The 25,976-nt window shown below is 66.3% G+C and carries 21 protein-coding genes and 1 pseudogene; 16 read left to right on the top strand and 6 right to left on the bottom strand.

Features of this window, described 5'->3' with window-relative positions:
* Window positions 1-38 precede the first annotated feature (38 nt).
* The 5 genes from EF834_RS12510 to EF834_RS12530 all read left to right on the top strand — a co-directional run bounded on the left by EF834_RS12510 (window position 39) and on the right by EF834_RS12530 (window position 7,096).
* Complete coding sequence (locus tag EF834_RS12510) at window positions 39-1,004, top strand: AraC family transcriptional regulator (RefSeq protein ID WP_127947548.1); 966 nt, start codon at window positions 39-41, stop codon at window positions 1,002-1,004.
* A gap of 84 nt (window positions 1,005-1,088) precedes the next feature.
* Window positions 1,089-2,603: a phytoene desaturase family protein gene (locus EF834_RS12515; protein ID WP_235871150.1), complete on the top strand. Its 1,515-nt coding sequence runs from the start codon at window positions 1,089-1,091 to the stop codon at window positions 2,601-2,603.
* 1 nt (window position 2,604) lies between these two features.
* Window positions 2,605-3,366 (top strand): cyclase family protein, encoded by a 762-nt coding sequence (locus EF834_RS12520; RefSeq protein WP_127947549.1) that lies wholly within the window; start codon window positions 2,605-2,607, stop codon window positions 3,364-3,366.
* A gap of 2 nt (window positions 3,367-3,368) precedes the next feature.
* Window positions 3,369-5,504, top strand: coding sequence for a thiamine pyrophosphate-dependent enzyme (locus EF834_RS12525; RefSeq protein WP_127947550.1), 2,136 nt, complete (start codon window positions 3,369-3,371; stop codon window positions 5,502-5,504).
* A complete protein-coding gene (locus EF834_RS12530) occupies window positions 5,504-7,096 on the top strand; it encodes an indolepyruvate oxidoreductase subunit beta family protein (RefSeq protein ID WP_127947551.1) in 1,593 nt (530 codons plus the stop codon). The genes EF834_RS12525 and EF834_RS12530 overlap by 1 nt, the downstream gene beginning before the upstream one ends.
* 101 nt (window positions 7,097-7,197) lie before the next feature.
* On the opposite strand, the gene EF834_RS12535 is transcribed toward EF834_RS12530, so the two are convergent.
* The 3 genes from EF834_RS12535 to EF834_RS12545 are packed head-to-tail and all read right to left on the bottom strand — an operon-like array spanning window position 7,198 to window position 10,044.
* The gene (locus tag EF834_RS12535; protein ID WP_328590557.1) at window positions 7,198-7,992 is read right to left on the bottom strand and encodes a maleate cis-trans isomerase family protein; all 795 of its coding nucleotides are present in this window, start codon (window positions 7,990-7,992) and stop codon (window positions 7,198-7,200) included.
* Window positions 7,989-8,891, bottom strand: coding sequence for a fumarylacetoacetate hydrolase family protein (locus tag EF834_RS12540; RefSeq protein ID WP_127947552.1), 903 nt, complete (start codon window positions 8,889-8,891; stop codon window positions 7,989-7,991). Before EF834_RS12540 ends, EF834_RS12535 begins: the two co-directional genes overlap by 4 nt.
* A 40-nt stretch (window positions 8,892-8,931) precedes the next feature.
* Window positions 8,932-10,044 (bottom strand): cupin domain-containing protein, encoded by a 1,113-nt coding sequence (locus tag EF834_RS12545; RefSeq protein ID WP_127947553.1) that lies wholly within the window; start codon window positions 10,042-10,044, stop codon window positions 8,932-8,934.
* A 123-nt stretch (window positions 10,045-10,167) separates the two neighbouring features.
* Here EF834_RS12545 and EF834_RS12550 point away from each other — a divergent pair, with 123 nt between their 5' ends.
* From EF834_RS12550 to EF834_RS12560, 3 genes are read left to right on the top strand one after another with little or no spacing between them, the layout of a single operon-like run.
* Window positions 10,168-10,578 (top strand): acyl-CoA thioesterase, encoded by a 411-nt coding sequence (locus EF834_RS12550; RefSeq protein WP_127947554.1) that lies wholly within the window; start codon window positions 10,168-10,170, stop codon window positions 10,576-10,578.
* Window positions 10,575-13,001 (top strand): oxidoreductase, encoded by a 2,427-nt coding sequence (locus EF834_RS12555; protein WP_235871151.1) that lies wholly within the window; start codon window positions 10,575-10,577, stop codon window positions 12,999-13,001. Before EF834_RS12550 ends, EF834_RS12555 begins: the two co-directional genes overlap by 4 nt.
* Window positions 13,001-14,038 (top strand): carbon-nitrogen hydrolase family protein, encoded by a 1,038-nt coding sequence (locus EF834_RS12560; protein WP_127947555.1) that lies wholly within the window; start codon window positions 13,001-13,003, stop codon window positions 14,036-14,038. Before EF834_RS12555 ends, EF834_RS12560 begins: the two co-directional genes overlap by 1 nt.
* Here the strand turns inward: EF834_RS12560 and EF834_RS12565 are convergent.
* Window positions 14,002-14,856, bottom strand: a complete 855-nt coding sequence (locus tag EF834_RS12565; RefSeq protein ID WP_127947556.1) for a PaaX family transcriptional regulator — start codon at window positions 14,854-14,856, stop codon at window positions 14,002-14,004. The two genes, EF834_RS12560 and EF834_RS12565, sit on opposite strands and share 37 nt — an antisense overlap.
* A 149-nt stretch (window positions 14,857-15,005) precedes the next feature.
* Between EF834_RS12565 and EF834_RS12570 the strand changes: the two are divergent.
* The 5 genes and pseudogenes from EF834_RS12570 to EF834_RS18520 all read left to right on the top strand — a co-directional run bounded on the left by EF834_RS12570 (window position 15,006) and on the right by EF834_RS18520 (window position 19,345).
* Window positions 15,006-15,235 (top strand): annotated as a pseudogene (locus EF834_RS12570) (50S ribosomal L9 C-terminal domain-containing protein).
* Between the two features lie 540 nt (window positions 15,236-15,775).
* Window positions 15,776-17,164 carry a replicative DNA helicase gene (gene dnaB / locus EF834_RS12575; protein ID WP_127947727.1) on the top strand — a complete coding sequence of 463 codons (1,389 nt, stop codon included), beginning with the start codon at window positions 15,776-15,778 and terminating at the stop codon, window positions 17,162-17,164.
* A gap of 56 nt (window positions 17,165-17,220) precedes the next feature.
* Window positions 17,221-17,391 carry a helix-turn-helix domain-containing protein gene (locus tag EF834_RS18745; RefSeq protein ID WP_127947557.1) on the top strand — a complete coding sequence of 57 codons (171 nt, stop codon included), beginning with the start codon at window positions 17,221-17,223 and terminating at the stop codon, window positions 17,389-17,391.
* Window positions 17,392-18,121: 730 nt separating this feature from the next.
* The gene (locus tag EF834_RS12585) at window positions 18,122-18,493 is read left to right on the top strand and encodes a DUF4345 family protein (RefSeq protein ID WP_127947558.1); all 372 of its coding nucleotides are present in this window, start codon (window positions 18,122-18,124) and stop codon (window positions 18,491-18,493) included.
* A 420-nt stretch (window positions 18,494-18,913) separates the two neighbouring features.
* Window positions 18,914-19,345, top strand: coding sequence for a DUF2510 domain-containing protein (locus EF834_RS18520; protein ID WP_127947559.1), 432 nt, complete (start codon window positions 18,914-18,916; stop codon window positions 19,343-19,345).
* A 319-nt stretch (window positions 19,346-19,664) separates the two neighbouring features.
* Here EF834_RS18520 and EF834_RS12595 read toward each other — a convergent pair whose 3' ends face one another.
* Complete coding sequence (locus EF834_RS12595; protein ID WP_206615265.1) at window positions 19,665-20,126, bottom strand: GNAT family N-acetyltransferase; 462 nt, start codon at window positions 20,124-20,126, stop codon at window positions 19,665-19,667.
* 149 nt (window positions 20,127-20,275) lie between these two features.
* Entirely contained in the window at window positions 20,276-20,824 is a 549-nt protein-coding gene (locus EF834_RS12600) for a TetR/AcrR family transcriptional regulator (RefSeq protein WP_127947561.1), read from the bottom strand.
* 58 nt (window positions 20,825-20,882) lie between these two features.
* Between EF834_RS12600 and EF834_RS12605 the strand changes: the two genes are divergently transcribed.
* From EF834_RS12605 to EF834_RS12625, 3 genes are all read left to right on the top strand, one after another.
* Window positions 20,883-21,704 carry an SDR family NAD(P)-dependent oxidoreductase gene (locus EF834_RS12605; RefSeq protein WP_235871152.1) on the top strand — a complete coding sequence of 274 codons (822 nt, stop codon included), beginning with the start codon at window positions 20,883-20,885 and terminating at the stop codon, window positions 21,702-21,704.
* Window positions 21,705-22,408: 704 nt separating this feature from the next.
* Window positions 22,409-24,064 carry an ABC-F family ATP-binding cassette domain-containing protein gene (locus EF834_RS12610; RefSeq protein WP_127947562.1) on the top strand — a complete coding sequence of 552 codons (1,656 nt, stop codon included), beginning with the start codon at window positions 22,409-22,411 and terminating at the stop codon, window positions 24,062-24,064.
* Between the two features lie 1,322 nt (window positions 24,065-25,386).
* A complete protein-coding gene (locus EF834_RS12625) occupies window positions 25,387-25,842 on the top strand; it encodes a hypothetical protein (protein WP_127947564.1) in 456 nt (151 codons plus the stop codon).
* Window positions 25,843-25,976 lie beyond the last annotated feature (134 nt).

The following is a 25,976-nucleotide window of genomic DNA, read 5'->3' on the forward strand; positions in this document are numbered from 1 at the left end:
GGATAGTGCGTAGTTGTGACGATAGTGAGAGAGGCGACATGAATGTTCCGCTCGCTGGCTTCGAGCTCGTTCACGCGCACGATGTGGACGAGGCGCGGGCGGTTGTCGGCGACGCGTTTTGCGCGCACCGGCTGATTCCGTCCCTGGGTGATATCGACGTGCGCTTCCACGCCGCGCGCGCCCGCGGCATCGGGCTGTACTACCTCGAGTACGGCAGCGAAGTGCGGATCCTTCCGCGCGATCTGAACGACTGCTATCTCGTCCAGATCCCACTCGAGGGCACCGCGGAGATTCGCAGCCGGTCGGACGAGATCACCTCGAGCCCGACGCTGGCCTCCGTGCTCGAGCCGGACACTCGCTACGAAATGCATTGGGCAGCAGGGAATCGCCAACTGATCGTGCGGATCGACCGGGCGAGCATCGAACAGCACCTGCGCCAGAACTTGGGTCAGCCGCCGGGGCCCCGGCTGCACTTCGAGCTCGGGGTGGATCTGACCGACCCGAAGATCCGGTCCTGGCGAAGCCTTGTCGATCTGCTGTGTCGCGAATTCGACACGGGCGGGTCGATTCCGGCCGAACCACTCGCCATGCGGGAGATGGAGCGACTACTGCTGAGCCAGTTCCTCCTCGCGCAGCCGAACAGCTACAGCGCTGTGTTGCAGGGGCCTCCGGAGCAGGACGTGCCGCGATTGGTACGAAAGGCGGCCGACTTGATCGAGGCGCATGCCGCGGAGCCGCTGACCGTCGACGACATCGCCGAGGCGGTCGGCATCAGCGTCCGTGCCCTGCAGCAGGGATTCCGTAAGGCCTTCGCCACCACCCCGATGAACTTCATGCGCGAGGTGCGGCTGAACAAGGTCAGGGCCGAGCTGATTGCCGCCGATCCCGGCTCCGTCACCGTCACCGACGTCGCGGTTCGGTGGGGCTTCCTGCACGCCGGCAGGTTCTCGGTGCAGTACCGGGAACGGTTCGCCGAGTCGCCCTCGCACACACTGCGGCGTTGATCGGATACCGGCTGCGTTAGCCGGATAGTCGGGCGCGCAACTGCCACCTAGTGTCGTGGATCACACACACTCGATGGGAGGATCGTGAACGACGCCATCATCGTGGGATCCGGGATCAACGGCATGGTCGCGGCTGCCGAGCTGGCCCGTGCGGGCTGGAAAGTCGTCCTGCTGGAACGTAATCCGGACATCGGAGGCTTCATAGCCAGCGGTGAGCGCACGCTCGCCGGCTATACACATGACACGTTCTCGTCCTGGCACCCGCTGTTCGTTTCGGGTCCGGCGTATGCCTCCTTGGGTGAGGATCTGGCCCGGCACGGGCTCGAGTACCGCAACACCGACGACGTGGTTACTGCGAGCGTTGCCGAGGACGGGGCGGTCACCCTCGCCTATCGGGACCCGGAGGCCACGGCAGCCGGGTTCGCCAACCCCGTAGACGGGCAGGCATATCTGGACGCCCTCGAGCGGTTCGGTCGGAGCGCGCCCGTGATCGGCGAGATGATGGGCAGCGAGCTGCGCAGCATCGGTCTCGTCCGGAATCTGGCCCGGTTCCTGAAGAGCAACGGCCGGCGCGGCTCCGAAGAGTGGCTACGCGAACTCGCGACCTCGGGACGCTCCTACTGTGCCCGCGAGTTCACCGGGACCGAGGTGGATCACCTGTGGGTGCCGTGGCTGCTGCACGCCGGCCTCTCCCCCGACCACGCCTCGGGAGGGTTCCTCCTTCCGGTTCTCGCGGCGACTATGCACGGCTTCGGACTGCCGGTCGTCGCGGGCGGGTCCGCCAACTTGATCAAGGCGTTTCGCGGACTGTTCGACGAGCTGGGCGTCGACGTGCACGCCGACACCGATGTGGACCGCATCGTCGTCGAGCGCGGACGGGCGGTGGGCGTCGAGGCGGGCGGCCACCGCTTCGACGCACGCCGCGCGGTCCTCGCATCGGTCACCCCGACCGCGCTGTACGGCTCGCTGCTGTCCGAGAGCCCATCGCGGCTACGCACCCAGGCCTCCCGTTACCGCTACGGCCGCGGGGAGATGCAGGTACACGTCGCGCTGTCCGCGCCGCCGAAGTGGCGGGATCCCCGGCTGAACAAGGTTCCACTGGTGCATATTTCGGACGGTTCGTCCAGCACAGGGATCGCCTGTGCCGAGGCTGAGGCGGGACTGCTGCCTTCCCGGCCGACGGTCGTGGTCGGGCAGCAGTTCCTGCTCGATTCGTCGCGGGTCCCGCCCGGCGCCGGCGCACTGTGGCTGCAGCTGCAGGAGGTGCCGTACGGCGCCGGGTGGACTCCGGAGCTGGCCCGGGCGCATGCGCAGCGAGCGATCGACCGGGTCGCCGCGCACGCCGAACTCGACGTCCTGGCTGTGGACGTGATCTCCCCCGCGGACCTCGCGGACTACAACGTGAACGCCGTCGGCGGCGACCCGTACGGCGGCAGTTCCGAGCTGGACCAGAGCTTCCTCTGGCGCCCGCTGCCGGATGCGGGCCGACACCGCACCCACGTCAAGGGGCTGTGGCACATCGGCGCCTCGACCCACCCGGGGGCCGGCCTCGGTGCCGGCTCCGGACATCTCGTCGCTACCACACTCAAGAGGAGTTGACATGATCACCGACCTGTTGGCCGCGATCGCCAGCGAGCAGATCGACCTCATCGACCTGACCGCGCCGCTGACCGAGAAGACGCCGGTGTTGGCGCTACCGGAACCGTTCAAGAACAGCCAACCGTTTCGCCTCGAGCTGATCAGCCGCTACGACGAGGACGGTCCGGCCTGGTACTGGAACAACATTCACGCCGGGGAGCACACCGGAACCCATGTCGACGCACCGAACCACTGGGTGACCGGCAAGGACGGGCTCGACGTCTCGCAGGTGCCGCTGCGGTCGCTGATCGCGCCGGCGGTGGTGCTCGACGTAACCGACCGGGTCGCCGAGAATCCGGACTTCCTGCTGGAGATCGCCGACGTCGAGGAGTGGCAGCGCACGAATGGTCCGGTGCCGGAGGGCGGCTGGTTGCTGTACCGGACGGGTTGGGGTAGCCGCTCGAAGAACAGTGCGGACTTCCTGAACGCGGGTAGTACCCCGGGTATCTCGCCGGAATGCGCGCGCTGGCTGGCCGACAGCGGTCTCGTGGGCCTGGGCGTGGAGACCGTCGGCACGGACGCCGGCCAGGCCGCCACCCTCGACCCCGCCTTCCCCTGTCACCACCATCTGCAAGGGGCGGGCAAGCTGGGCCTGACTCAACTTCAGAACCTGGATCGGTTGCCCGCCACCGGAATTGCCCTGGCGGTGCTGCCGTTGCCGATTGTCGGCGGATCCGGAAGCCCGGCCCGGGTGATCGCCATGGTCGACAGGAACGGGGCCTAGGCGTGGCGGAACGGTCTTTCGCCGCCGAAGTGCAGCAGCTTCGCCACGGCGAGGGTGCCACCCTGCACGTCGAGGGGATCCTGGCTGTCACGAAGGCGCTGCTGCAGTCCGGTGTGGCGTACGTCGGGGGCTACCAGGGCGCTCCCATCTCCCACCTGATGGACGTCCTCGGGGACGCGCACGAGATCCTCGACGAGATGGGCGTCTACTTCGAGAACAGCGCCTCGGAGGCGACCGCGGCCGCGATGCTGGCGGCGTCGGTGCACTATCCCCTGCGCGGCGCGGTGACGTTCAAGTCCACGGTCGGCCTGAACGTGGCCTCCGATGCGCTGGCGAACCTCGCCAGCGGCGGCGTCACCGGCGGTGCCCTGGTCATCCTGGGGGAGGACTACGGCGAGGGCTCGAGCATCATGCAGGAGCGGTCGCACGCATTCGCGATGAAATCGCAAATGTGGCTGCTGGACCCGCGTCCCAACGTGTCTGCGATCGTCGACGCCGTCGAGGCCGGGTTCGAGCTGTCCGAGGCGAGCAACACCCCGGTGATGCTGGATCTGCGACTGCGGTCGTGCCATCTGCACGGCGCGTTCACGGCGAAGGACAACCGGCGACCACCGATGACGATCAAGGACGCCATCGAGAACCCCGTCCGCCACATCGATCGGATCGTCCTTCCGCCGGCCAGCTTCCTGCACGAGCAGGAGAAGATTCAGCAGCGTTGGCCGGCGGCGATCCGGTTCATCAAGGAGCGCGGACTCAACGAGGTCTTCGGCAACGACCAGGCCGACGTCGGGATCATCGTGCAGGGCGGCCTGTACAACACGCTGAACCGGGCGATGGAGATGCTCGGCTGCTCGGATGCGTTCGGACGCACCCGGGTTCCGATGTACGTCATGAACGTCGCCTACCCGGTGGTCGACGACGAGATCATCGATTTCTGCGCCGGAAAGCGTGCGGTGCTCCTCGTGGAGGAGGGCCAGCCGGACTACATCGAGCAGAGCCTCAACGCGATCCTGCGCCGTGCGGACGTTCCCACCGCGTTGCACGGCAAGGACCTGCTGCCGCTGGCGGGCGAGTACACGGCGACGTCAGTGACCCGTGGCGTGCACGCCTTCCTCCAGCGGTACCTGCCGGACGTCGTCGAGCACGAGCCGGGGCCGCTGCGCGATCCCGAGGTCCCGGAGGTTCGCACCCACCCGCGGCCGCCGGGACTGTGCACGGGCTGCCCGGAGCGCCCGATCTTCAGCGGCCTGAAGCTGGCCGAACGCGAGACCGGCAAGCACCACGTCAGCGCCGACATCGGCTGCCACCTGTTCGCGGTCAACGCGCCGTTCGATCTCGGCGCCACCACAATGGGTTACGGCCTGGGGTCCGCGGGAGCGTCGGCGCTGAACTCGAAGGACACGGACCGGAGCACGATCGCGGTCATGGGTGACGGCGGCTTCTGGCACAACGGCCTGACCAGTGGCGTCGGCAACGCGGTCTTCAACAAGAACGACCAGCTGCTCGTCGTCGTCGACAACGCCTATGCTGCCGCGACCGGGGGTCAGGACCTGCTGTCCTCGCAGGCTGAACTTCCGACCCGGTCCACCCAGCACCCCATCGAGAAGGCGGTTCGGGGGGTGGGTGTGGAGTGGGCCCGCACGATCGACAACACGTACGACGTCGACAAGGTGCGCGACACCTTCGTCGAGGCACTCACCAGCGACGAGCCGGGACCGAAGGTGCTGGTGATGCAGAGCGAGTGCCAGCTCAACCGGCAACGCCGCGAGAAGCCTACTCGGGCAAAGGCTCTCGCCGAGGGTAAGCGGGTGGTCCGCGAGCGGTACGGCGTCGACCCCGAAACCTGCACCGGGGACCACGCCTGCATCCGGATCTCCGGCTGCCCGTCGTTGACCATCGCGCCCAACCCGGATCCGCTGCGCACCGATCCGATCGCCTCCGTCCTCGACAGTTGCGTCGGCTGCGGGGTGTGCGGCGCGAACGCGCACGCCGCGGTCCTGTGCCCGTCCTTCTACCGGACCGATGTCATCGACAACCCCACCCGCCGCGACCGGCTGCTCGTAGCGATCCGATCGTGGTGGATCAAGATCGCCTCGCGCGGCCTGGAGCGCCGCGCGGCAGAATTCGAGGCTGCGTGATGTCCAGCTGGTACAACGGCCAACGTCCTCTCACGCTGGCCATCGTCGCACTCGGTGGCGAGGGCGGCGGCGTGCTCGCCGACTGGATCGTCTCCGTCGCGGAGCGCGCCGACCACTATGCGCAGAACACGTCGGTCGCCGGTGTCGCCCAGCGCACCGGTGCGACGGTGTACTACGTCGAGATCTTCCCGCCCGGGCCCGCGCCCGACCAGGCGGCGCGTTCGGAGCCGGTGCTCAGCGTGTTCCCGATCCCCGGGGAGGTCGACGTGCTCATTGCGTCCGAGCTGATGGAGTGCGGTCGCGCGGTCCAGCGCGGCTTCGTGACATCGGACCGGACCACCGTGATCACGTCCACCAACCGCGTGTACTCGATCGACGAGAAGATGGCGCCGGGCGACGGCCGCGCCGACAGCGCCGAGCTGATCGCTGCGGCCGAAGCCGCATCCAAGCGGCTGATTGCCGCGGATTTCATGGAGATGGCCGAACAGTCGCGCAGCGTCATCAGCGCGTCACTGTTCGGCGCGCTGGCCGCCTCGGGCGTGCTCCCCTTCACCCGGGAGCAGTTCGAGGAGCCGATCCGCGGGTTCGGTAAGGGCGTCGAGTCGTCGTTGCGGGCCTTCGCCGCAGGCTACGACGCCGCTGCCCGTCCGCCCGCGCGCGCCGCCAAATCTCAGCCGGTGCCGCTCACCCTGGGGCCGCGCCCGGTCTCGCCGGAGGAGCGGAAGGCGGAGGAGGAGGCGCGGCGCAACGAGATCGCGGCCACCGACCCGGCGGCGCTCGTCGGGCCCACGTTGCGCCCGCTCGCCGAGCGTGTGCTCGAGCTGCCGGCCGCGGCGGGATCGACGATCCTGCACGGCCTGGTCCGCACCGGTGTGTACCAGAACCGCGCCTATGCCGAGCAGTACCTGGCGCGCGTTACCAGGTTCGCCGACGTCGATCCGGATGCGGACGGTGCGGCCCGACTGACCAGCGAGGCGGCCCGCCACCTCGCCCTGTGGATGTGCTACCAGGACACCATTCACGTTGCCCTGCAGAAGACTCGGCAGGCGCGGATGGAACGGATCCGGAAGGAGGCGCGTGCCGAGGATCACCAGCTGGTGCAGGTGCGCGAGTATCTTCATCCTCAGATCGACGAGATCACCGACACCATGCCCTCGGGACTCGGCGCGCGGATGGCTCGGGCGACGCTGTTCCGACGGCTCGTGCGCAGGGTCACGCACAAGGGGATGATCCTCAACACGAGCTCGGTCACCGGCTACACGCTGCTGAGCACCATGGCGCGGATGCGTCCGCTCCGCCCGCGGTCGCTGCGGTTCGTTCGCGAGCAGGCGGCGATCGAGCGTTGGATCGAACTGGCGTTGACCGCCGCAGCGACGGATCCCGACCTCGCCCGCGAGATCCTCGAGTGCCAGCGGGTCCTGAAGGGGTACGGCGCCACCTACGAGCACGGCAACGACAGCTTCGAGAAGCTGATGAGCGCGGCGGACGAGCTGATCGGTTCCGCCGACGCGGCAGCGCGCCTGGCGGACCTGCGCGCCGCAGCACTGGCTGACGAGGACGGCGCGCGGCTGCGGGCGAAGCTGACCGCCTGAGCGCACCCCGCCATCCGGATGCACCGCCAAAAGGTAGGAGCGACAACTCGTTTCGCGAGTTGTCGCTCCTACCTGATGAGCCTGTGCCGGAGCGCCTGTCGTCACGCCCGCGTGGGCATCAACCCCCGATACGGTACGTCGGCGTACTCCCCGGACAACAGCGTCCCCGCACCCGGGGCGATCGCCGGCAGGTCCAACGCCCGCATCAGCTGATGGGCCGTGGACACCGCTGCGGAGATCACCGGCTTGCCGAGCTCGTTCTCCACGATCTCGATCGACTGCAGCGACGGCATCTGCACACACGCGGACAACACCACCACGTCGGCATCGGAATGGTCGAGCCGGCGCGCCGTGTCCACGAGGTTGCGGGGATCGTGCGCGGCCACGTCGAGGTTGTTCGGGATCTCGAGTGCCGTGTAGTCGCCCACCTCGAAGCCCTGGTCCGCGATGTACTCGACCACCATCTTGGTGAGCGGCTTCATGTACGGGGCCACCAGGGCGATCCTCTTGGCACCCAGGATCTCCAGCGCCGATACGAGCGCACCGGCGCTGGTCACGACCGGGGCGGGGGCGCCGTTCTCGACCGTCACCGCCGACAGCTTCGACTCGGACTCGCAGTGGTAGCCCTTGCCCATGCTCATGATGGCCACGAGGCACGCGTAGCCGAGCACGTCGACCGCCGCGTCGGAGAGCTCGGCCGCACAGCGAGTGGAGTCGGCGTCCATCGCCTCGAGCTGTTCCTTGGTGACCTCTTTCATCCGCATCCGGCTGGAGTGAAACGTGAACCGTTCGGGGGCAACGGATTCCCGGGCTCGGAACAGCGCGGGAATCTCGGTCTCCATGGTCACGTTGGAGCTCGGCACGATCTGGCCGATGCGATACGTCGCCTTGGTCACGATGTCTCCTCCGACACGTCGATCACCGGGTTGCCGAGGGTGCCGATGGATTCCACGGTGCACTCGACCACGTCCCCCGGAACGAGGAACTGCTGGGGGGTGAAGCTGGCCCCGACGCCGGCGGGCGACCCGGTGGCGATCACGTCGCCGGGCTCGAGTGTGACACCGGAGGAGATGTCGGCGATCAGCTCGGGGATCTTGAACAGCATGTACCGGCTGTTCGACTTCTGCTTCACCTCGCCGTTGACCCGCAACGAGACGTCGAGGGCGTGCGGATCCGCCAGGTCGTCCGCGGTACGCACCGCCGGGCCGAACGGCGCGTACGAGTCCTGGCCCTTCGAGAAGAACCACTGGCCGCTGCGGCGCTGGTCGCGGGCGCTGATGTCGTTGACGATGCTGTAGCCGAACACGTAGTCGAGCGCTTCCTCGGTGGATACCCGCTTCGCGGTTCGACCGATCACCACCGCCAGCTCGCATTCCCAGTCCAGTTGGCTGGTGAGGTCGCCGTTGTGCTGGATCGGCTCGCCCGGGCCGACCACGGCAGTCCCCGGCTTGCTGAACAGCACCGGCCGCTGTGGCAGCTCCTTGTCGGTGTCGAGGGTCCGTGCCGACTCGGCGACGTGCTCGGTGTAGTTCAGCCCGACCCCGATGATCTTGCCGGGACGGAACGGCGCGTGCAGTGTGACGTCCGCCAGCGGCAGCGTGAACTGCTGTGCTGTCGGGTCGTCGACGAGCTCGGAAAGCACACCCAGGCCCCCGTCTCGAACGAGCGTGAGCAGGTCGCCGGGGGCGTCGACCCCGGCGTGCGCGGCGAGCGCGGGGACGTCGATGACCGAGTCGTCCTGTCGGACACCGATCCGGCGTGGTCCGTCGGTGGTGGAGAAGGTGACGAGCAGCACGGGTTTTCCTTTCGCTGTGCCAGGTTGTCGGTGGCCTCTGTCAGTTGGTTGTCTGGTGGCCGTCGTTGTCCGGGTACGCCTCTTCACGCCAGAAGGTGAGCGAGCGCATGACCGGGAAGTCGTTGAAGGAGAACAGGCACGCGTCGTCGGACGCGCTGAGGTTGGCATGCTCGTGCCACGCCCACGAGGGCACGCAGAAGATGTCACCCTGCTTCCAGTCGAAGCGTCGGCCCGCGATCACCGAGTACCCGGACCCCTTGGCAACGTTGTAGATGACCGAGCCCGTGTGCCGGTGGGCCTTGGTCCGCAGCCCCGGCTGGAGTAGCTGCATGTGGGCGCTCATCGTCGGCATGACCGATCCGCCGGTCTTGGGGTTGGCGTACTCGAGGATGATGCCGTCGTAGGGCGAACCGTCCGACGCCCTGGCCGCGTTCTGCAGCGCCGCATAGGTCTGCTCCCACGGGTAGGCGAACAGCGGCGAGTAGGGCTTGGTCCAGCCGTCCTCGAACCCGAACGGGCGCAGCTGGCCGGCACCGTGTGTGAGCAGCGACGAATTGATGACCTTGCCCTGCTCCTGGTACAGGTTCGGATGCACCTCGTAGAAGCCGGCGTCCAACGCGTTGACCAGGGGGATGTCGAGGCCGTCCTGCCAGATCACGGGGCCGTCGGTGCCCTCGTTGCCGTGCTCGTGCCAGGCGTGGTTCGGGGTGATGGCGAAGTCCCCCGGACCGACCCGCAGCTTCTGGCCGTCCACGACAGTCCAGGCGCCCTGGCCCTCGACGACGAACCGCAGCGCCGCGGCCATGTGCCGGTGCGCGGTCATGAACTCGCCGGGACCCATCACCTGCAGCCCGGTGTAGAGCAGGCCGACTGCGGCCGAGATGTCCTTGCGCTCGGGGTTGACCAGCGCCACCACCCGCCGCCCGGCGTCGTCCGCCTTGACCAGGTCGAGCGACTCGAGAACCAACGGCCGAAGGTCGTCGTAGCGCCAGAGCATCGGTACCGAAACCGGTTGTGGGAACCACGGTTCGATCTCGTTCGCGACCGTCCAGAGGGCGACCGTCTCGTGCTTTCCGAGGTCGTCGTAGAACGTCTGGAGCTGGTCTGTGTCCTTGACCCGCGCCCGACCGAGCACGTCGTCACTGAATGTCATGGTCTCCTCCTACACGTCTGTCGACGCGGTGCCTGGTGATGGCGCAACTATACGCACAGCTTGACGATCGTCACAAGGGCGCTATAGCGTCGCTGTGTCGGCAACGAGCGAAAGGACATAGAGATGGCGGAAGTGACCATCGAGCGGACGGTCGAGTGGTACGACACCGATGCCGCTGGCCATCAACACCATTCGTGCATCGCGCGCTTCGTGGAGGCGGCCGAAGCCGCACTGCTGCGCGAGCACGGGCTTGCCTGGCTGTTCGGTGAAACACCGCGGGTGCGACACGAGATCAACTACCGCAACCGACTCTGGTTCGGCGAGACCGTACGAGTCACACTGCGGGTCGGTCGGCTGGGGGACACCTCGCTGCAGTACGAGTTCGAGGTGCATGGCAAGGAAGGCCTCGCTGCCGACGGAATGCTCGTCGTAGCCCACGCCAAGGTGGACTCGCCCAAGGCCACGCCGTGGCCGCAGTCCGTGGTCGACGCCTTCGGCGCCGACCGAGACGTGAAAGCACCGGTACTACGATGACCGGCCAGGTGCATTCCAGTCGGGTGGCACAGGGCCGACCGTCGCTGAGGATCGCGGTCATCGGCGGCGGGCCGGGCGGCCTCTATTTCGCTGCGCTGGCCAAGCAACTCGATCCGGGTCGCCAGATCACCGTGTACGAGCGAAACGCGGCCGACACCACCTTCGGCTTCGGCGTCGTCTTCTCCGACGAGACCCTCGACGGCATCACCCGCGCCGATTCCCAGATCTTCGCTGACATGGAGGGCGGCTTCGCGCGCTGGGCGGACATCGATGTGCACTACCGCGGCGAGGTTCTCACCTCAGGCGGGCACGGCTTCGCCGCGATCGAGCGTCGGACGCTCCTGCAGATCCTGCAGAAGCGCTGCGCAGACCTCGGCGTCGATGTCCGATTCGAGACCGACGCGCCACCCGCGGCGGATCTCGCCGAGACTCATGACCTGGTGGTCGCCGCGGACGGCTTGCATTCGGTCACCCGAAACGCCCATCCCGAGGTGTTCGGACCGAACCTGGACGAGCGAGAGTGCCGCTACATGTGGCTGGCCACCGATCGGGTGTTCGACGCGTTCACCTTCATCGTGTCGGAGACCGAGTTCGGCCCGATGCAGGTGCACGCGTACCCGTTCAGCGACCGGCGCAGCACGTTCATCATCGAGATGAACGAGAAAACCTGGCGGAATGCGGGGTTCGATGCTTTCGCCGAACGCCCGCTGTCCCCCGGAGAGAGCGACACCCACAGCGTGGAGCTGTGTGAGCAGCTGCTGGCCGAGCATCTGGGCGGGCACCGGCTGCTGACCAACAACTCGCGATGGATCCGGTTCAACACCGTGCGCAACAAGACCTGGCGCAACGGCAAGATCGTCCTCCTCGGCGACGCCGCGCACACCGCGCACTTCTCGATCGGATCGGGGACCAAGCTGGCGATGGAGGACTCGCTCGCCCTGGCGGCGAGCCTGTCCGTCGATGACACCGACGTGGCCGAGGCCTTGCGGCGGTACGAATCCGAGCGCCGGCCCGTGGTCGAGTCGACCCAGCGCGCGGCGCAGGCCAGCCTCGAGTGGTTCGAGACCATCGACCACTCCGTCGGGCAGCAGCCGCCACAGTTCGGCTTCAACCTGCTCACCCGCAGCAGGCGCGTCACCTACGACAACCTGCGTGAGCGCGACGTCGACTACATCGACGCACTGGACGACTGGTACCACCGGCAAAATCCTGCCGCCGACGAAACGCGGCCACCACGTCCGATGTTCGAGCCCTACCGACTGGGCGGCTTGACGCTGAAGAACCGCATCCTCGCCGCGCCCATCGCGACCTACTCCGCGGACGAGGGCGTGGTCGGGGACGCCGAACTGGTCCGGCTCTCGGGCGCGGCGTTGGGTGGCGCCGGCCTGGTGCTGGCGGGCATGACCGCGGTTAGCAAGGCCGGGCGGGTCACACCGTCGTGCGCGGGCCTCTACACCCCGGAACAGGTGGCAGCCTACCGCCGGATCACGGACATGATTCACGGACACAGCACCGCCGCGGTCGGGGCGCAGCTCAACCATTCCGGCCGCAAGGGGGCCACGGCGGTGCCGACCAACAGCCCGCTCGGGCCGTCGCTGGGCGCGGCCGGTTGGGAGACGGTGGCGGCCTCGGTGATCCCCTTCGGGGATCTCCCCGCACCGCGAGAACTCGGCGCTGACGAATTATCCGGTATTGCAGCGGAATTCGCCGATGCCGCGCGAGCTGCCGATGCCGCAGGGTTCGATGTCGTGGAACTGCAGGCCGGGCACGGGTTCCTGCTGTCCAGCTTCCTCTCGCCGTTGACCAACCGTCGCGCCGACGAATACGGCGGCAGCCTGCGGAACCGGCTGCGCTTCCCGCTCGAGGTGATCGACGCGGTGCGGGCAGCGTGGCCCGCCCACAAGCCGCTGTTGGTGCGGATATCCGCGGTGGACTGGCACGACGGCGGCACCACCATCGAGGACGCGGTCGTCATCGCCCGCGCGTTCGCCGATCACGGCACCGACGCCATCGACGTCTCCAGCGGCGAGGTCGTGGCCGAGGAGAAGCCCGCGTACGGCCGCGGATACCAGACGCCGTTCGCCGAGCGGATTCGCGCCGATGTCGGCGTCCCGACGATCGCCGTCGGCGTCATCTCGTCGGACGACGACGCGAACTCGATCCTGCTCGCCGGGCGGGCAGATCTGGTCGCGGTCGGTCGGGCGCACCTGCACGATCCGGCGTGGACGCTGCACGCCGCGGCCGCGATCGGCTACCGCGGTCCAGGCGCGCAGTGGCCGTCGCTCTACGGTGCCGGGTCTGCTCGTCCGCCCGTGGCCGGTCGGGCACGGCCGCAGCTGGCCCTGTTGCCGGCGGCACAGGCAGACATTCACCAGCGGTGGCGGCCGCGGACCGCCACCGCGACAACGGAGGTCGCGAGCTGATGGAAGAACTCCCCCGATTCACTGCAGCCGCGGTCCAGGCGGCACCGGTCTTCCTGGATCCGGGCAAGACCGTGCAGAAGGCCGTGAGTCTGATTCACGAGGCGGCCGCCGGCGGCGCGAAGCTGATCGCCTTCCCCGAGGTGTTCGTCCCTGGCTATCCGTACTGGAACTGGACGATGAACCCGGTCAAGGGCGGCGAGTGGTTCGAGCGGCTCTACCGCGCGGCGATTGATCTGCCCGGGCCGCACGTCGATGCGCTGCGGGCCGCCGCGGCCGCCACCGAGACCACTGTGGTCATCGGCGTCAACGAGCGAGGACGGCACAGCTTGGGCGTCCTGTACAACAGCGTCCTGATCATCGGGCCGGACGGCTCGCTGATCGGGGTGCACCGCAAGCTGGTCCCCACCTGGGCCGAGAAGCTGACCTGGACCAACGGTGACGGGTCGACCCTGCGCGTGCACCGGACCGAGGTCGGCCCGCTCGGCGTGCTGGCGTGCGGCGAGAACACGAACACCCTCGCCAGGTTCGCGCTGCTGGCACAGGGCGAGCTGGTGCACGTCGCGAACTACATCTCGTTGCCGGTGGCGCCCAAGGACTACGACATGGCCGATGCCATCGCGATCCGTACGGCGGCCCACGCGTTCGAGGGCAAGCTGTTCTCGGTGGTGTCCTGCTCCACCATCTCCGAGGAGATCATCGACACGGTGGCCGGTAACGACGAAGAGGCCCGGGAACTGCTGCGCCGCAAGCGCAGTGCGCTGTCGGGAATCTTCGGTCCGGACGGGCGCCCGGTGTCGGATCCCCTGATCGACGAGGAGGGGATCGTGTACGGGGAGATCGACCTGTCTCGGTGCATCGCACCGAAGCAGATGCACGACATCATCGGTCACTACAACCGTTTCGACGTCTTCTCGTTGCACGTGAACGGCAAAGCGCTGCAACCGGTCACGTTCGAGGATCCGGCGCCCGACGGTGCGCTGACCGGACCGTGGGAACCCACTCAGCCGACTGAGTCGGCGATGATCGACCGGGCGTAGTCATGGGCCGGGTCGACCAAGGACCGCTGGAGCCAGTCGAACAACTCTGCTGCCCGTGCCCCGTTCCAGTCCGCGGGCAGCAGTTCGAGCGGTAGGCCGGGATCCAGGTACGGCAACCGCCGCCATGTGGTGAGCACGTGCACGTACCCCGTGAACGCTTCCTCGGGCGGAATCCTGCGGCGCCGCCGGTTCCGGGCGCGCAGCGGCTCGTAGCGGTCGATGAAGTCGGCGTACAGGTCGTGCAGCTGGTCGAGGTCCCACCACTGGGCGACCTTGTCACCCAGGTCGCCGAAGGCGACGTGGGTCGCCTGGAAGAGATCGACGAACTGTGCGAGCCCGGATCTGCTCAGCGCCTCCGCGGCCTCGTCGTGCAGGTGCGCGGGCGCGATCCACACCCCGGGTGCCGCCGTGCCGAATCCTAACCGGCTCAGCATCGTCCGCATCGCGTGACGCTTCTCGCGCTCGGACTCGGGGATGGAGAACACAGCCAACAGCCACCCGGCGTCCAGGGTGGCGCGCGTGCGGTGGAAGATCCGCCGGTCGCCCTCCCGGATGATGTCGAGCGCCGATTCCGACAGCGAGTACCCGGCGGCGCCGTTCACTTTGGTGCTCACGAGCAGTCCGCGTCGCTTGAGTCGGCTGATCGAGGAGCGGACGGCGGGTTCGTCGACACCGAGTTGGCCGAGCAGCCGCACGATCGACGACACCGACAGCCAGTTGTCCGTGTCCCGGGCGTAGAGGGCGTAGACCGTCACGATCAGCCGACGCGGCTGGTTGATCGTCTCCGCCGTCGTCGGGCCGGAGTTCTGGGCTGGCACCGTCACAGAATACGGCCATGCGATTCATGGCGAGTCTCTGACCGTCGTCACGCGAGCGAGGGAGGCGCCCGAGCGGTGGCCGCAAGAACTCGCGTGAGGTGGCCTTGCTGCCTTACGTTTCGACGGCTCGCTAGGGAAGGGGGCACGACATGAAGCTGATCCTCACGCTGACGTGGACAACCTTCGGTGCGCCCGGCGACACCGTGGAGGTCACGGATGGCTACGGCCGCAACTACCTGCTCCCCCGTGGCCCGGTCGTCGACAAGCGCACCCTCCAGCTACCGAAGGCGCACATCAAGAGCACCGGCAAGCACATGATCTTGGTCAACCTCCGCCCGAGGTTGCCGCCAAGTTCCACCTGAACGTCATCGCCGCGTAGGCGACACTTTCGGTCGAAGGGCCCCGTGGACATCGCGTCCACGGGGCCCTTCGTGTGGCTACGAAAGCCCTGTGGATAGACTCACCACCCAGGTGCACCTGCAGTGACCCCGGTCATACTCCGTTCAACTGTTCGTCACCCAACACGCCCGGGTTGTCAACTCGGGCGACACGCCGGAGGGACTTAAATCCACAGGGGTGTGATTGAAAATACCCCCCACCACCTGCGGATTCTTCCCGCGGGTCTTCGTTCGTCACCAGTTCATCCCCAGTTATCCCCAGACGGTCAACACTCGTTCGAGCCGCGTCCCCAATTCATCCACAGTGGTGTCCACAGGGCGGTTTGGCGAGCGGCGTTTCCGGTCCTACCGTCGTCGCGAGTGTGTCTTTCGAACCGTCCGCGAGGCGGCACGGTTTTGTCGGGGTATGCGGGTACAAAGAGTGTGGAGACAGCGACAGACAGTGTTTGACGCAGTCCGTGCCATTGTTCGAGCTGCGCGCAGATCGGCGTCGAGTACTCGTCGCGGGGAAGGCGGTCGCGTTGGCGGTTGTGGATGATCGTGGTCATTCCGAATACCCGGGACCCACGGAGGAGTCGAGCGAGGAGTTCGGTCGGCAGCCTCCGCACGACATGGTCGCCGAGCAGTCGGTGCTCGGCGGCATGCTGCTCAGCAAGGACGCAATTGCCGACGTCCTAGAGGTGCTACGCCCTGGAGACTTCTACCGTCCCGCGCACCAGGCGGTGTACGACTCGATCCTCGACCTCTACGGCCGCGGTGAGCCGGCCGACCCGGTGACCGTCTCCGCGGAACTCGAGCGACGCGGAGAACTCCGGCGCATCGGTGGTGCCCCCTACCTTGTCACCCTCACCCAGACAGTCCCCACCGCAGCGAACGCGGCGTACTACGCCGAGATCGTGGCCGAGAAGTCGGTACTGCGCCGCCTGGTCGAGGCCGGCACCCGCATCGTGCAGTACGGGTACTCCGGTGCCGACGGTCAGGACGTCGCCGAGGTCGTCGATCGGGCGCAGGCGGAGATCTTCGAGGTCACCGAGCGGCGCACCACCGAGGACTTCATCCCGCTCGAGGAACTGCTGCAGCCGACGATGGACGAGATCGACTCCATCGCCAGTCGCGGCGGCATCTCCCTGGGTGTTCCCACCGGGTTCAGCGAACTCGACCAGGTCACCAACGGCCTGCACCCTGGGCAGATGATCATCGTGGCGGCGAGGCCGGGCGTCGGCAAATCTACAATCGGATTAGATTTCATGCGTTCGTGCTCGATCAGGAACAGCATGGCGAGCGTCGTGTTCTCGCTCGAAATGAGCCGGACCGAGATCGTGATGCGACTGCTGTCGGCGGAGGCGAAGATCAAGCTCGCGGACATGCGTTCGGGCAGGATGTCCGACGAAGACTGGACGCGGCTGGCGCGGCGGATGAGTGAGATCAGCGAGGCGCCGCTGTTCATCGACGACTCCCCCAACCTGACGATGATGGAGATCCGCGCGAAGGCGCGCCGGCTCAAGCAGAAGCACGACATCCGCCTCATCGTGATCGACTACCTGCAGCTGATGTCGTCGGGCAAGAAGTTCGAGTCCCGCCAGCAGGAAGTCTCAGAGTTCTCCCGTAGCCTCAAGCTGCTCGCGAAGGAACTCGAGGTGCCGGTGGTCGCGATCTGTCAGCTCAACCGTGGTCCCGAACAGCGAACCGACAAGCGCCCCCAGGTCTCCGACCTCCGCGAGTCCGGTTCGCTCGAGCAGGACGCGGACATGGTCATGCTGCTGCACCGCCCTGACGCGTTCGAGCGGGACGATCCGCGCGGCGGCGAGGCCGACATCATCCTCGGCAAGCACCGTGGCGGACCGACGGCGAATATCACTGTCGCGCACCAGTTGCACTACTCGCGTTTCGTGGATATGGCGCGGGGCTGAGGTAGATGGCGGTGTTTTCGCGCCGTTAGGTGGCGCGCAAATACCGCGACCGGGGCATGAGTGCCGTCGAGATCGGAAAGCTCACAGGCATGTCCCGCGCCACCGTGTACCGGCTACTCGCCACCGTCGAGACGGAAACTACCAGCCGACCTCTAACTGGAAATGGGTGCGGGCCGATACCGAAACTATTCACGGCGGCGATCACCCCGCAGGCTCCTCGCGGTTGAGTGCGCGACGGACGAGTCGGTTGAGTTCGGCGTACCACGAAATCCGTTTCCACTGAGGTGATCCCATTCGAAACTCGCCGATCCTGAGACGATCAACACCCGAACGCCCGGCCCGTACCCCTTGCGGCCGGGCGCTCGTCTCTCCACGACCCAGCCACGGGATAAGAGGGCAAGCCAGCGCGTAGCGGTGGCGCGGCAGCAGTGACGCACATCGCCGACCGGGGTCCACACGCTTCCGGTCCCGAGCCACACTTCCGCGGGCTCCGAGGTCCACTGAACCCGAAAACGACTCTGGAACCAGGTGGACTCAGAATCGAGAACCGGTCACCTGCTCTGTTTTTGCTGCCTTGGGGTGCACACTTGTGTGATGGGAACCGGGGCGGGGCGTGTGAACCCGAAGTGGGAGTTCGAGCACTACACCGCCGTCGTCCCCACACCTGAGTCCCGAAAAGGCATCGCAGCGTTCCCCAAACAGATCCGGGCCGCCAAACCTTGGCTCGCCGAACTCGAACAACGGGTCAAAGCCAACCTCAGCGACAAACCCGGTCCTCGTATGGGGCACCAAGGACCCCGTCTTCCGCGGCATCCTCCAGCACTGGGAGACAGCGTTCCCCGAGGCCGCGGTCATCCGGCTGGACACTGCCAGCCCCTATCTCCAAGAAGACGAACCCGAACGGATCGCCGAGGCCATCGCCAACGCCTACAGCCCCAACAACACCTAGGAACCAGCATGGAACTCGCAATGCGAATCATCGTCGGCCTACTCGCCGTCCCCCTCGTCGCCCTCGGCCTCAGATCCATGTTCATGCCGACAAACATGGGCGAGGCCGTAGGACTGTCACCGGTCGGGATACCCGGACTCAGCGAGATCCGAAGTGTGCTCGGTGGGTTCTTCCTGGCCTGTGTCACGATGCTCGTCGTGGGGCTCGCGGCCGATGAGACCCTCTGGTTTCTCGCAGTCGCAATTCTGATGGGGGCTGCAGCAATCGGTCGCATCGTAGGGATCGTGGCCGACGGGTTCGACAAGGCAGTCCTGCCACCGCTGCTCATCGAGCTCGTGATCGGCGCCCTGCTCGTAGCCGCACACTTCGTCCTCAACTAAGGTTCGCCTGCCCAGCAAACCAGGCGCCCGCTGGCGGCGAAGGCCGCCGTGATCGGAGAGCGGGAACGACGGGTCGGTCGCATCACCGCCGACGTTGTCGAGCCCGGGCCGCAGCACGCTCGTCGTTGGCGCCACTTGACGACGTGAGAACACCGCCACCTATCGCCGCGAGTCACATCGCCCAGATTTGTCTCTCACGGTTCAAATACGGTCGTTTACGGAACACCCTCGCCGCGACGCGCACTCACAGGTCAATCTCGGCGTCGCGGGCCGCCGCCCGCCGCTGTCGCCGCGGCTCCCCCGCCGCCGAGGAGTGGTCCGCTCCCAGCAGGCAAACGCCGGGACCCTACAACGGGTCATTGGCTCGTTGTCAGCACCCTGGCATCACCTCGAGGTTGGCTCTCCTGATTTGATGCCCTCATGGAATCCTCGCGGCCCGCTGGCTGGTATCCCGACCCCTCCGGCAAGCACGACGAGCGGTACTGGGACGGCACTCGATGGACCAACGGCACGCGCTCCCGCCCACAGCAGCGAAACACGAAGTTCTTCAAGGTATACCGCGAGAGCCCGTCTTCGAACATTGAGACGGCTCTCGGCGCACTAGCACTCGTTGGGATATTCCTCCTCCCTATAGTGCTGCTCCTCCTCGACGTCACGGCCGGCCCGATCGCCTGTGGCAGTGTGTCCAACGGCTTTGACACGCCTTTCGCCAACACCCAGCTCTGCGCGGATGCATGGGAGAGGCGCATCAACTGGATGATCGTGTCCGTGGTGGCCGGGATCGGCTGCTGGATCCTCGGCGCGTTCCACGCATTCTTGAGGCGGGACTCAACGAAGGAGAAGCAGGCTTGAGAGTGGCGAGGGCACGCTGCCCGAATTTCGCGAGTAGCTACGCCGCGGCGGCGTTCAGCTCCGCTCGTTGCACCTAGATTAGCGAGACCCCTCGACACGCCCGAGGTCCGTCAAACTGCACCGGCGAGTCCCGTTAATCTTCCATGCATCTCGACAGTGGTGGCTGAGGGGACCCGGACCGCCGGCCGCCACAGCGAAGGCGTCGATCGTCGACCCGCGCCATGCGCAACGACTCCAACTCACGGTGTGGCCCCGATTCGCTCTCGGCCAAGTCAGGAGTACTGTCCTCGGTCTTGGCCCCAAGGCGCGAGGCACTCAGTCAGCTAGCCGCGACCTTCTTGGTCAGCTGCATGGAGGCAATCTCGTAACCATTGCGCCTATACAGTTCCGCCGCCCCCGTGTTGGCGCCAAACACGTTCAACCCCAGTGTTTCGGCACCCTCATTCGCAACGAGCGCCTCGGCAGCAGCAAGGATCGCCGACCCGAACCCCTGTCGGCGGAACTGCGGATAGGCGTTGATGTCATACAACCACGAAGAGTCGGTCGCATCCGGTCCACGATGTGGATCCGGCCCGATCCACGCATCCCCAACTGGCACCCCGTTGCCATCAACAGCAACGACAAGATGATGACGCTCGGTCGCGAGCCCATCTGGCAAGTACTTGGCCGTGCCAGCCTTCGTGTGTACCCACGCTTCCTCTTCTGACATGGAGGCCCGCAACTCGCGGACCACCTCGGCCTCGCGGGCTTGTGTGGTTCGTTCATACTCTTCAGAAGTCATCTTCTGAAGCGAAACTCTCGGGTTGGCCATTTGTGCATCATGCGTCAGTACAGCGGCACGGCAGACCGCGCCACGCCGGTAGTACTTGTGGTGCCGCCAGCTGGCGGCGAGCGCCGCCGGGGCGCAAATACGGCCCCTTGCGGACGACATCACTCTGTGGAGGCGCCGCGCAGTGTGCGAGCCACATGAGCCCTCACCCACTCCGAATCAAACGGACGCGAGCGAAGCAACCATCGGTGGAAGATCGGGCCAACGAACAACTCAGCAATGTCGTCCGGGTCGGGCAGGCCTCCCCGACAGAGGCGATCGGAGATACCAACGAGCTGCGGGCCGAGAAGCAGCTCGCGGAACTGCTTCTCAAGAGCCTCGTCGGCTAGCATCTCGGCCGTGACGGCTCGCAACAGGGGCTCGTGGGTCGGGTCGGTCAGCTCGGCAATCGTTGCCGTCGCCAGCGCCTCTAGGTCGGTGGCGAGATTGCCGGAGTCCGGCACTGCGACAGCGCCATCCTCGCCTGCACTTCGGGCCAGGAGCGCTTCAAAAAGAATCACCCCCGTCGATGGCCAGGTTCGGTAGAGGGTCTGCTTGCTGACGCCGGCCCGCGCGGCTATCCCTTCCATCGTGATCGTTCCGACGCGACTCTCGCGGGCTAGGGACAGCACGGCTTCGTGCACTTTGCTACGGGTTTGCTGTCGTGCCATGCAAGAATCCTAACTCTTCAAACGAGACGGTCCGTCCAGTTTGAGATACATTGACGGCATGACTTCACCGCAAACATGGATGATTACCGGAGGCAACCGAGGCCTGGGCCGAGCACTCACGCTGGCCGCTCTCAACGCCGGGCACACCGTGGTGGCAACAGTGAGGGGGGAGCACTCTCTCCCAGAGCACGAGCGCCTGACTGTGCAGACTCTTGACGTCCGTGAGCGCCAGGCGGCACGCGAGGCTGTGGCGCTGGCGGCTAAACATCTCGGACGAATCGACGTCCTCGTGAACAATGCGGGCTACGGCTTGATCGGCGCAGTCGAGGAGGTATCCGAAGAAGATGCCCGTGCGATCGTCGGCACGAACCTGCTCGGTCCCTTCTGGCTGAGCCAAGCCACGATCCCGATCATGCGCGATCAGGGAGGGGGTCACATCGTCCAAATTTCGACCGTGGGAGCGGTGGGAACAATGCCGATGCTCGGGCTCTACAACTCCACGAAATGGGGGCTCGAAGGGTTCAGTGAGGCGATGGCAGCCGAGGTGCAGCAGTTCGGCATCCGAGTATCCCTCATCGAACCCGGAGCACTCGACACTGACTGGGCTAGCGGCAGCATGCGGTTCAGCTCACCAGCGAACGCCTACGCCGATCTGCGAACCAAGTTGTTCGGCACGACCGAGGTTCCGTGGCCACAGGGCGAGTCGAGCGGCGGGACGACGCCCGAGGACGCGGCCGCTGCGATCCTCGCCCGTGTCGCAGCGAAGAGTGACCAACGCCTACGTGTGCTCGTGGGCGACGACGCCCCGGCTCAGGTCCGGGCGGCGCTCGATCTTCGTCACGACGACTACTCGCGCGACCCCCGCTTCCCAGTCGCCTAGCTGTATGAGGCCAGACCCCAACACAACATCGTTTGCCGGTCGGCTGGGGGATTCTGGCCACAGCTACCGAGCCTGCCTCTCTCCTGTGCAACTCCAACCCCCGGGACGCACACCGCACACCTACTTTGGACGGGCGTCGGCGACTGGCCCGGGATCCGTCAAAGTAGTTGTGCTGCCTCCCTATTCTTCGCTGCATCTCGACACCATTGCGCACCTCACCCGATGCCGGGGCACTATCACGCGGCCGGTTCTGTGACGACGAGCAACTCGCAAACTGTTGGGAGCGCTTACGGCGCAGTCTGTTCGGCCGACAACGGCCGATGACCCGGAACCAGGCCCGGTTCCGGGTCATCAAGAGCGTCCGGATTGTCTACTTCAGCTCCTTGATGTCCTTGGCGTGAGACTGTATCCACCCTTGACGCGGGACCCTTTCCTTGCGCGGCGGTGCGCTGGATGCGCGCTATCTCCATCCCGCCTATGTCGGCCAAGCTCGCGGGGTGGCAGAAAGCTGATTGCGAACCGCACTGGCGCCCGGTACCTTCCAGGGGTGCATTTGTACTTCCTGTGACGGCTGAGTAAGGCCTCCGCGCTCGTTGAGTAATCCGAGTCCGCGGCGGCCTCCTCGTTCTCGACCCACGTGGTCGCCGTCATCTGCGCACCCTTTCGCCCTCGGGGCTCTTGGTGCGTCGTCTTGGAGGATTCGAATGCCTACTTCTACCAATCATCGACCGGCGCGCGAAAGTGCGCAGCTCATCGTCTCCGACGTATCCGTGATGCGTGGGGCGACCGCTGTCCTGAATCATGTCGACCTCACCGTCACTCCGACATCGCGCATCGCGATCGTGGGTGAGAACGGGCGGGGCAAGTCGACCCTGCTCCATGTGCTCGACGGCACCCTCACCCCTGACTCCGGCACGGTGCAACGCATCGGAACACTGGGTGTCGCGGAACAGGAAATGTCCGCGAGCGATGATCGAACCGTGGGCCAAGCCGTGGCGGAGGCCATCGCCGAACCGCTCGCGGCGCTGGCGTCACTCGACACGGCCGCACTCGCTCTCTCGGACGGATCTGCCGGCGCCGCGGAGCGGTACGCGACCGCAATCGAGCATGTCGAGGTACTCGACGCCTGGGATGCCGAGCGGCGTGTGCAGATCGCGCTCGAGGCCCTCGAAGCGGAAACCGACTCGACCCGTCTGCTCAGTGAACTCTCAGTGGGGCAGCGGTATCGCGTGCGTCTCGCGTGTCTCCTGGGTGCCGGCGACGACTTCCTGCTACTCGACGAGCCCACCAACCATCTCGACCGCAGTGGGCTCGAGTTCTTGACTGCACAGCTCCGAGGGCGCCGGGGAGGAGTGGTCGTCGTTACGCACGATCGCGCACTGCTGTTAGACGTGGCGGAGACCATCGTTGACCTCGACCCGTCACCCGATGATCGGGTGCGCGTATATGGCAGCGGTTACGCCGGCTATCGCGAGGGCCGGCTGGCCGAGCGTCAGCGGTGGGAGCAGGAGTATGACCGCCAACAGGCCGAGCACGCCCGACTGAAAGAAAGTCTCAGCTCGGCACAGAACCGTCTGGTGTCCGGGTGGCGGCCGGAGAAGGGCACGAACAAGCATGGCCGCGCGACCCGCGCAGGTGGGCTCGTGCAGAGCGTGCATCGCCGGCAGGAACAGCTCGATGCCCACGCGGTGACCGTACCGGAGCCACCGCAGCAGCTCCGATTCCCTGAACTACCGACGAGAACCGGCGCAGTGCTGCTGCGCGCTGATCGCGTCAGCGTGGCGGCTCGCGTGGCCGGCCCGATTTCGTTCTCGCTCTCGCACCGCGGCCGCCTGGCCGTGACCGGCCCGAACGGGGTCGGCAAGTCGACACTGTTGGGAGTGCTCGCCGGACAGCTGCAACCGGATACGGGCTCCGTGTCGATGCCGCAGGGGGCACGTCTGGGCTTCCTCCGTCAGGAAACCACGCTGCCGTTGCACCGACGGGCGAGTGAGGTCTACGCCACCCACGTCGACGCCCTCCTAGCTGCGGGGACAATACAGGGATCGGAAGCGATCGGGCTGTCCCAGCTCGGACTCCTACGCGCCCGTGAGTCGAGTAAGCGGATCGGCGAACTGTCGATGGGCCAACAGCGCCGCCTCGACCTGGCGTTGGTGCTCGCAACGAAACCACACGTGATCCTGCTGGACGAGCCCACGAACCACCTTTCGATCGCTCTCGTCGACGAACTCACCGACGCTCTCGGCGCAACCCAAGCGGCGGTCGTACTCTCCACCCACGATCGGCAGCTCCTCCGAGACATCGACGACTGGCCCCCACTGCAACTGACTGCGACCGCGGACGGCGAAGCATCGGCGTGAGCAACACGAATCCTGGTGCACTGCAAGCACTCAAGCCGCTGGCCACGCGCGACTATCGACTCCTGTTCACCGCGGTCGGTATCAAGGTATTCGGCACCGGCATGTGGAGGATCGTCATGGTGTTCCGGGTGCTCGCGCTCGATGACAGTCCGGGCTCGCCGTGGAGCATCCCCGGCGTTGTTTGGGACACAGCGCAACCCGCGGTCTGCAGGCTCGGCCGGCAGCGTTCAGCTCCGCTCGTTGCACCTACATTAGCGAGGCCCCTCGACACGCCCGAGATCCGTCAAACTGCACCGGCGAGTCCCGCTACTTTGACGGATCCCGGGCTAGTCGCCGACGTCGTTCAAAGTAGGTGTGCGGTGCGGCCCAGGGGTTGGAGTTGCACGGGAGAGGCAGTCTCGGTGTCTGTGGCCAGGTCCCCTCAGCCGGCTTGGATCTTGGTGCGCTCTGTCCCAGGAGGGAATGGAAGTCGGTGGACATCCCTCACTGAAGAGGATCAACGACAAGCCACCGCACGATGCCGTCCACGTTCCACAGTGCGTCTGGATTGTCGAGAGCCGCCAGGTACACGGCCGAAGCTTGTTCGCCGCCGATCTCTCCGCACTCGCCCGACGGGGGGTTGGGCTCTAAGAACTCGGAGGGATCAGGTCCGGGCCATACAGGTAGTTCATCAGCGGAGATGGGGGTATCGACGAGGGCGGGGCGGCATACGGATACCCGGTCTGGAACGGGTTCGGTTGTCTCCGCCACGGAGGTTCCCGTTCCCTCAATAGCTTCATTGCCTCCGCTTCCGCAGCCAACCGCTGCGAGAGCAAGGCCCGCGACCGCCACTCCTGCTACCGCACGACGTATCCGCATCGATACTCACCTCCAGTCGCTCCCACACTTGACAGCGTGATGGTCCAAGGCGCATCCCCGCCGGTCACGATGTTCCCCGATTGGCACGACTTCCAGGCCGCGAATGATCTACATGCTCCGTAAGTTCCGGTAGCCACGGTCTGTGATGGCGGCGGGGCCACTCCTTGGGGAGTGGCCCCGTTCCCGTTTCAAGGAGCGCGAGTCATGTGACGTGCCAACGACATCGACGACACGTCCAGCCCATTCCGCTGAGCCCGTCGACTGCGCCCCGCCCCTCCCCATCGGGTGCGTACTGCCTCGAGGCGTCGATCCGCAAGCCGCCAATTTCCGGCTCTGCGATGGGTATCGTCCAAACCATGACCATCCGAGCGGCGACCACTTCCTTCGTTCTTGCTGTCGCGCTGGCCGGGTGCGCAAACACTGACACCGGCACCGATCAGCTCGACTCGACCACGAGCCCACAGATGCCCAGCGAACAATCACAGCTCTACAGTGCTGCCCTGCACCAACTCGTTCTCGTTGACAGTCCGTTCGCGAAGGCGCCGTCGGCAGTCAAATACGTCTACATCGTCGACGGTGCTGCTTCGAGAAGCCCTGAGTTAGTGATCGATGCCGACGAGCCACCGTTCGACAGTGACACGAAGAACGAGATAGCAGCACTATCAGACGGTCTTCCTCCCATCGAGTTCATCACGTCTCCTGAGGAACGAGCAGATCCCGGACGAGTCGGCCTCGGCGTCGAGAACGACGGGGTCATCGTGGGGCTTACTCCGGCCCAGCGTCAAGACGACGGAACGGTCCACGTCGGCGCTGGACTCTGGTGTGGGATGGAATGCGGGATCGGACTCACGTACATCATCGACAACATCGACGGCACGTGGACAGTCACGGGAACAACAGGGCCTGTCATCATCTCCTGACAGGCCGCAGCGCGGAGGTCAGACCAAGTGAACTGACCAGTCGGCGGGACTGCTGGCGATCAGGCGACGTCCAGAGCTGAGCAATCTGCCCCCGAGGGCACCTGGCCAGGTCTCAAGGTAGCCCGAGTCCGTGT

This window comes from Rhodococcus spongiicola (assembly GCF_004011835.1).
GTDB classification, from domain to species: domain Bacteria; phylum Actinomycetota; class Actinomycetes; order Mycobacteriales; family Mycobacteriaceae; genus Prescottella; species Prescottella spongiicola.

What these genes read in the sequence shown, in the direction of transcription:
- EF834_RS12555 (WP_235871151.1), top strand. Translation starts at nt 10,575, where the DNA reads ATGACCGGCCAGGTGCATTCCAGTCGGGTGGCACAGGGCCGACCGTCG.
- EF834_RS12510 (WP_127947548.1), top strand. Translation starts at nt 39, where the DNA reads ATGAATGTTCCGCTCGCTGGCTTCGAGCTCGTTCACGCGCACGATGTG.
- EF834_RS12550 (WP_127947554.1), top strand. Translation starts at nt 10,168, where the DNA reads ATGGCGGAAGTGACCATCGAGCGGACGGTCGAGTGGTACGACACCGAT.
- EF834_RS12600 (WP_127947561.1), bottom strand. Translation starts at nt 20,824, where the DNA reads ATGGCACGACAGCAAACCCGTAGCAAAGTGCACGAAGCCGTGCTGTCC.
- EF834_RS12560 (WP_127947555.1), top strand. Translation starts at nt 13,001, where the DNA reads ATGGAAGAACTCCCCCGATTCACTGCAGCCGCGGTCCAGGCGGCACCG.
- EF834_RS18520 (WP_127947559.1), top strand. Translation starts at nt 18,914, where the DNA reads ATGGAATCCTCGCGGCCCGCTGGCTGGTATCCCGACCCCTCCGGCAAG.
- EF834_RS12545 (WP_127947553.1), bottom strand. Translation starts at nt 10,044, where the DNA reads ATGACATTCAGTGACGACGTGCTCGGTCGGGCGCGGGTCAAGGACACA.
- EF834_RS12610 (WP_127947562.1), top strand. Translation starts at nt 22,409, where the DNA reads ATGCCTACTTCTACCAATCATCGACCGGCGCGCGAAAGTGCGCAGCTC.
- EF834_RS12520 (WP_127947549.1), top strand. Translation starts at nt 2,605, where the DNA reads ATGATCACCGACCTGTTGGCCGCGATCGCCAGCGAGCAGATCGACCTC.
- EF834_RS12585 (WP_127947558.1), top strand. Translation starts at nt 18,122, where the DNA reads ATGGAACTCGCAATGCGAATCATCGTCGGCCTACTCGCCGTCCCCCTC.
- EF834_RS12605 (WP_235871152.1), top strand. Translation starts at nt 20,883, where the DNA reads ATGACTTCACCGCAAACATGGATGATTACCGGAGGCAACCGAGGCCTG.
- EF834_RS18745 (WP_127947557.1), top strand. Translation starts at nt 17,221, where the DNA reads ATGAGTGCCGTCGAGATCGGAAAGCTCACAGGCATGTCCCGCGCCACC.
- EF834_RS12625 (WP_127947564.1), top strand. Translation starts at nt 25,387, where the DNA reads ATGCCCAGCGAACAATCACAGCTCTACAGTGCTGCCCTGCACCAACTC.
- EF834_RS12530 (WP_127947551.1), top strand. Translation starts at nt 5,504, where the DNA reads ATGTCCAGCTGGTACAACGGCCAACGTCCTCTCACGCTGGCCATCGTC.
- EF834_RS12595 (WP_206615265.1), bottom strand. Translation starts at nt 20,126, where the DNA reads ATGACTTCTGAAGAGTATGAACGAACCACACAAGCCCGCGAGGCCGAG.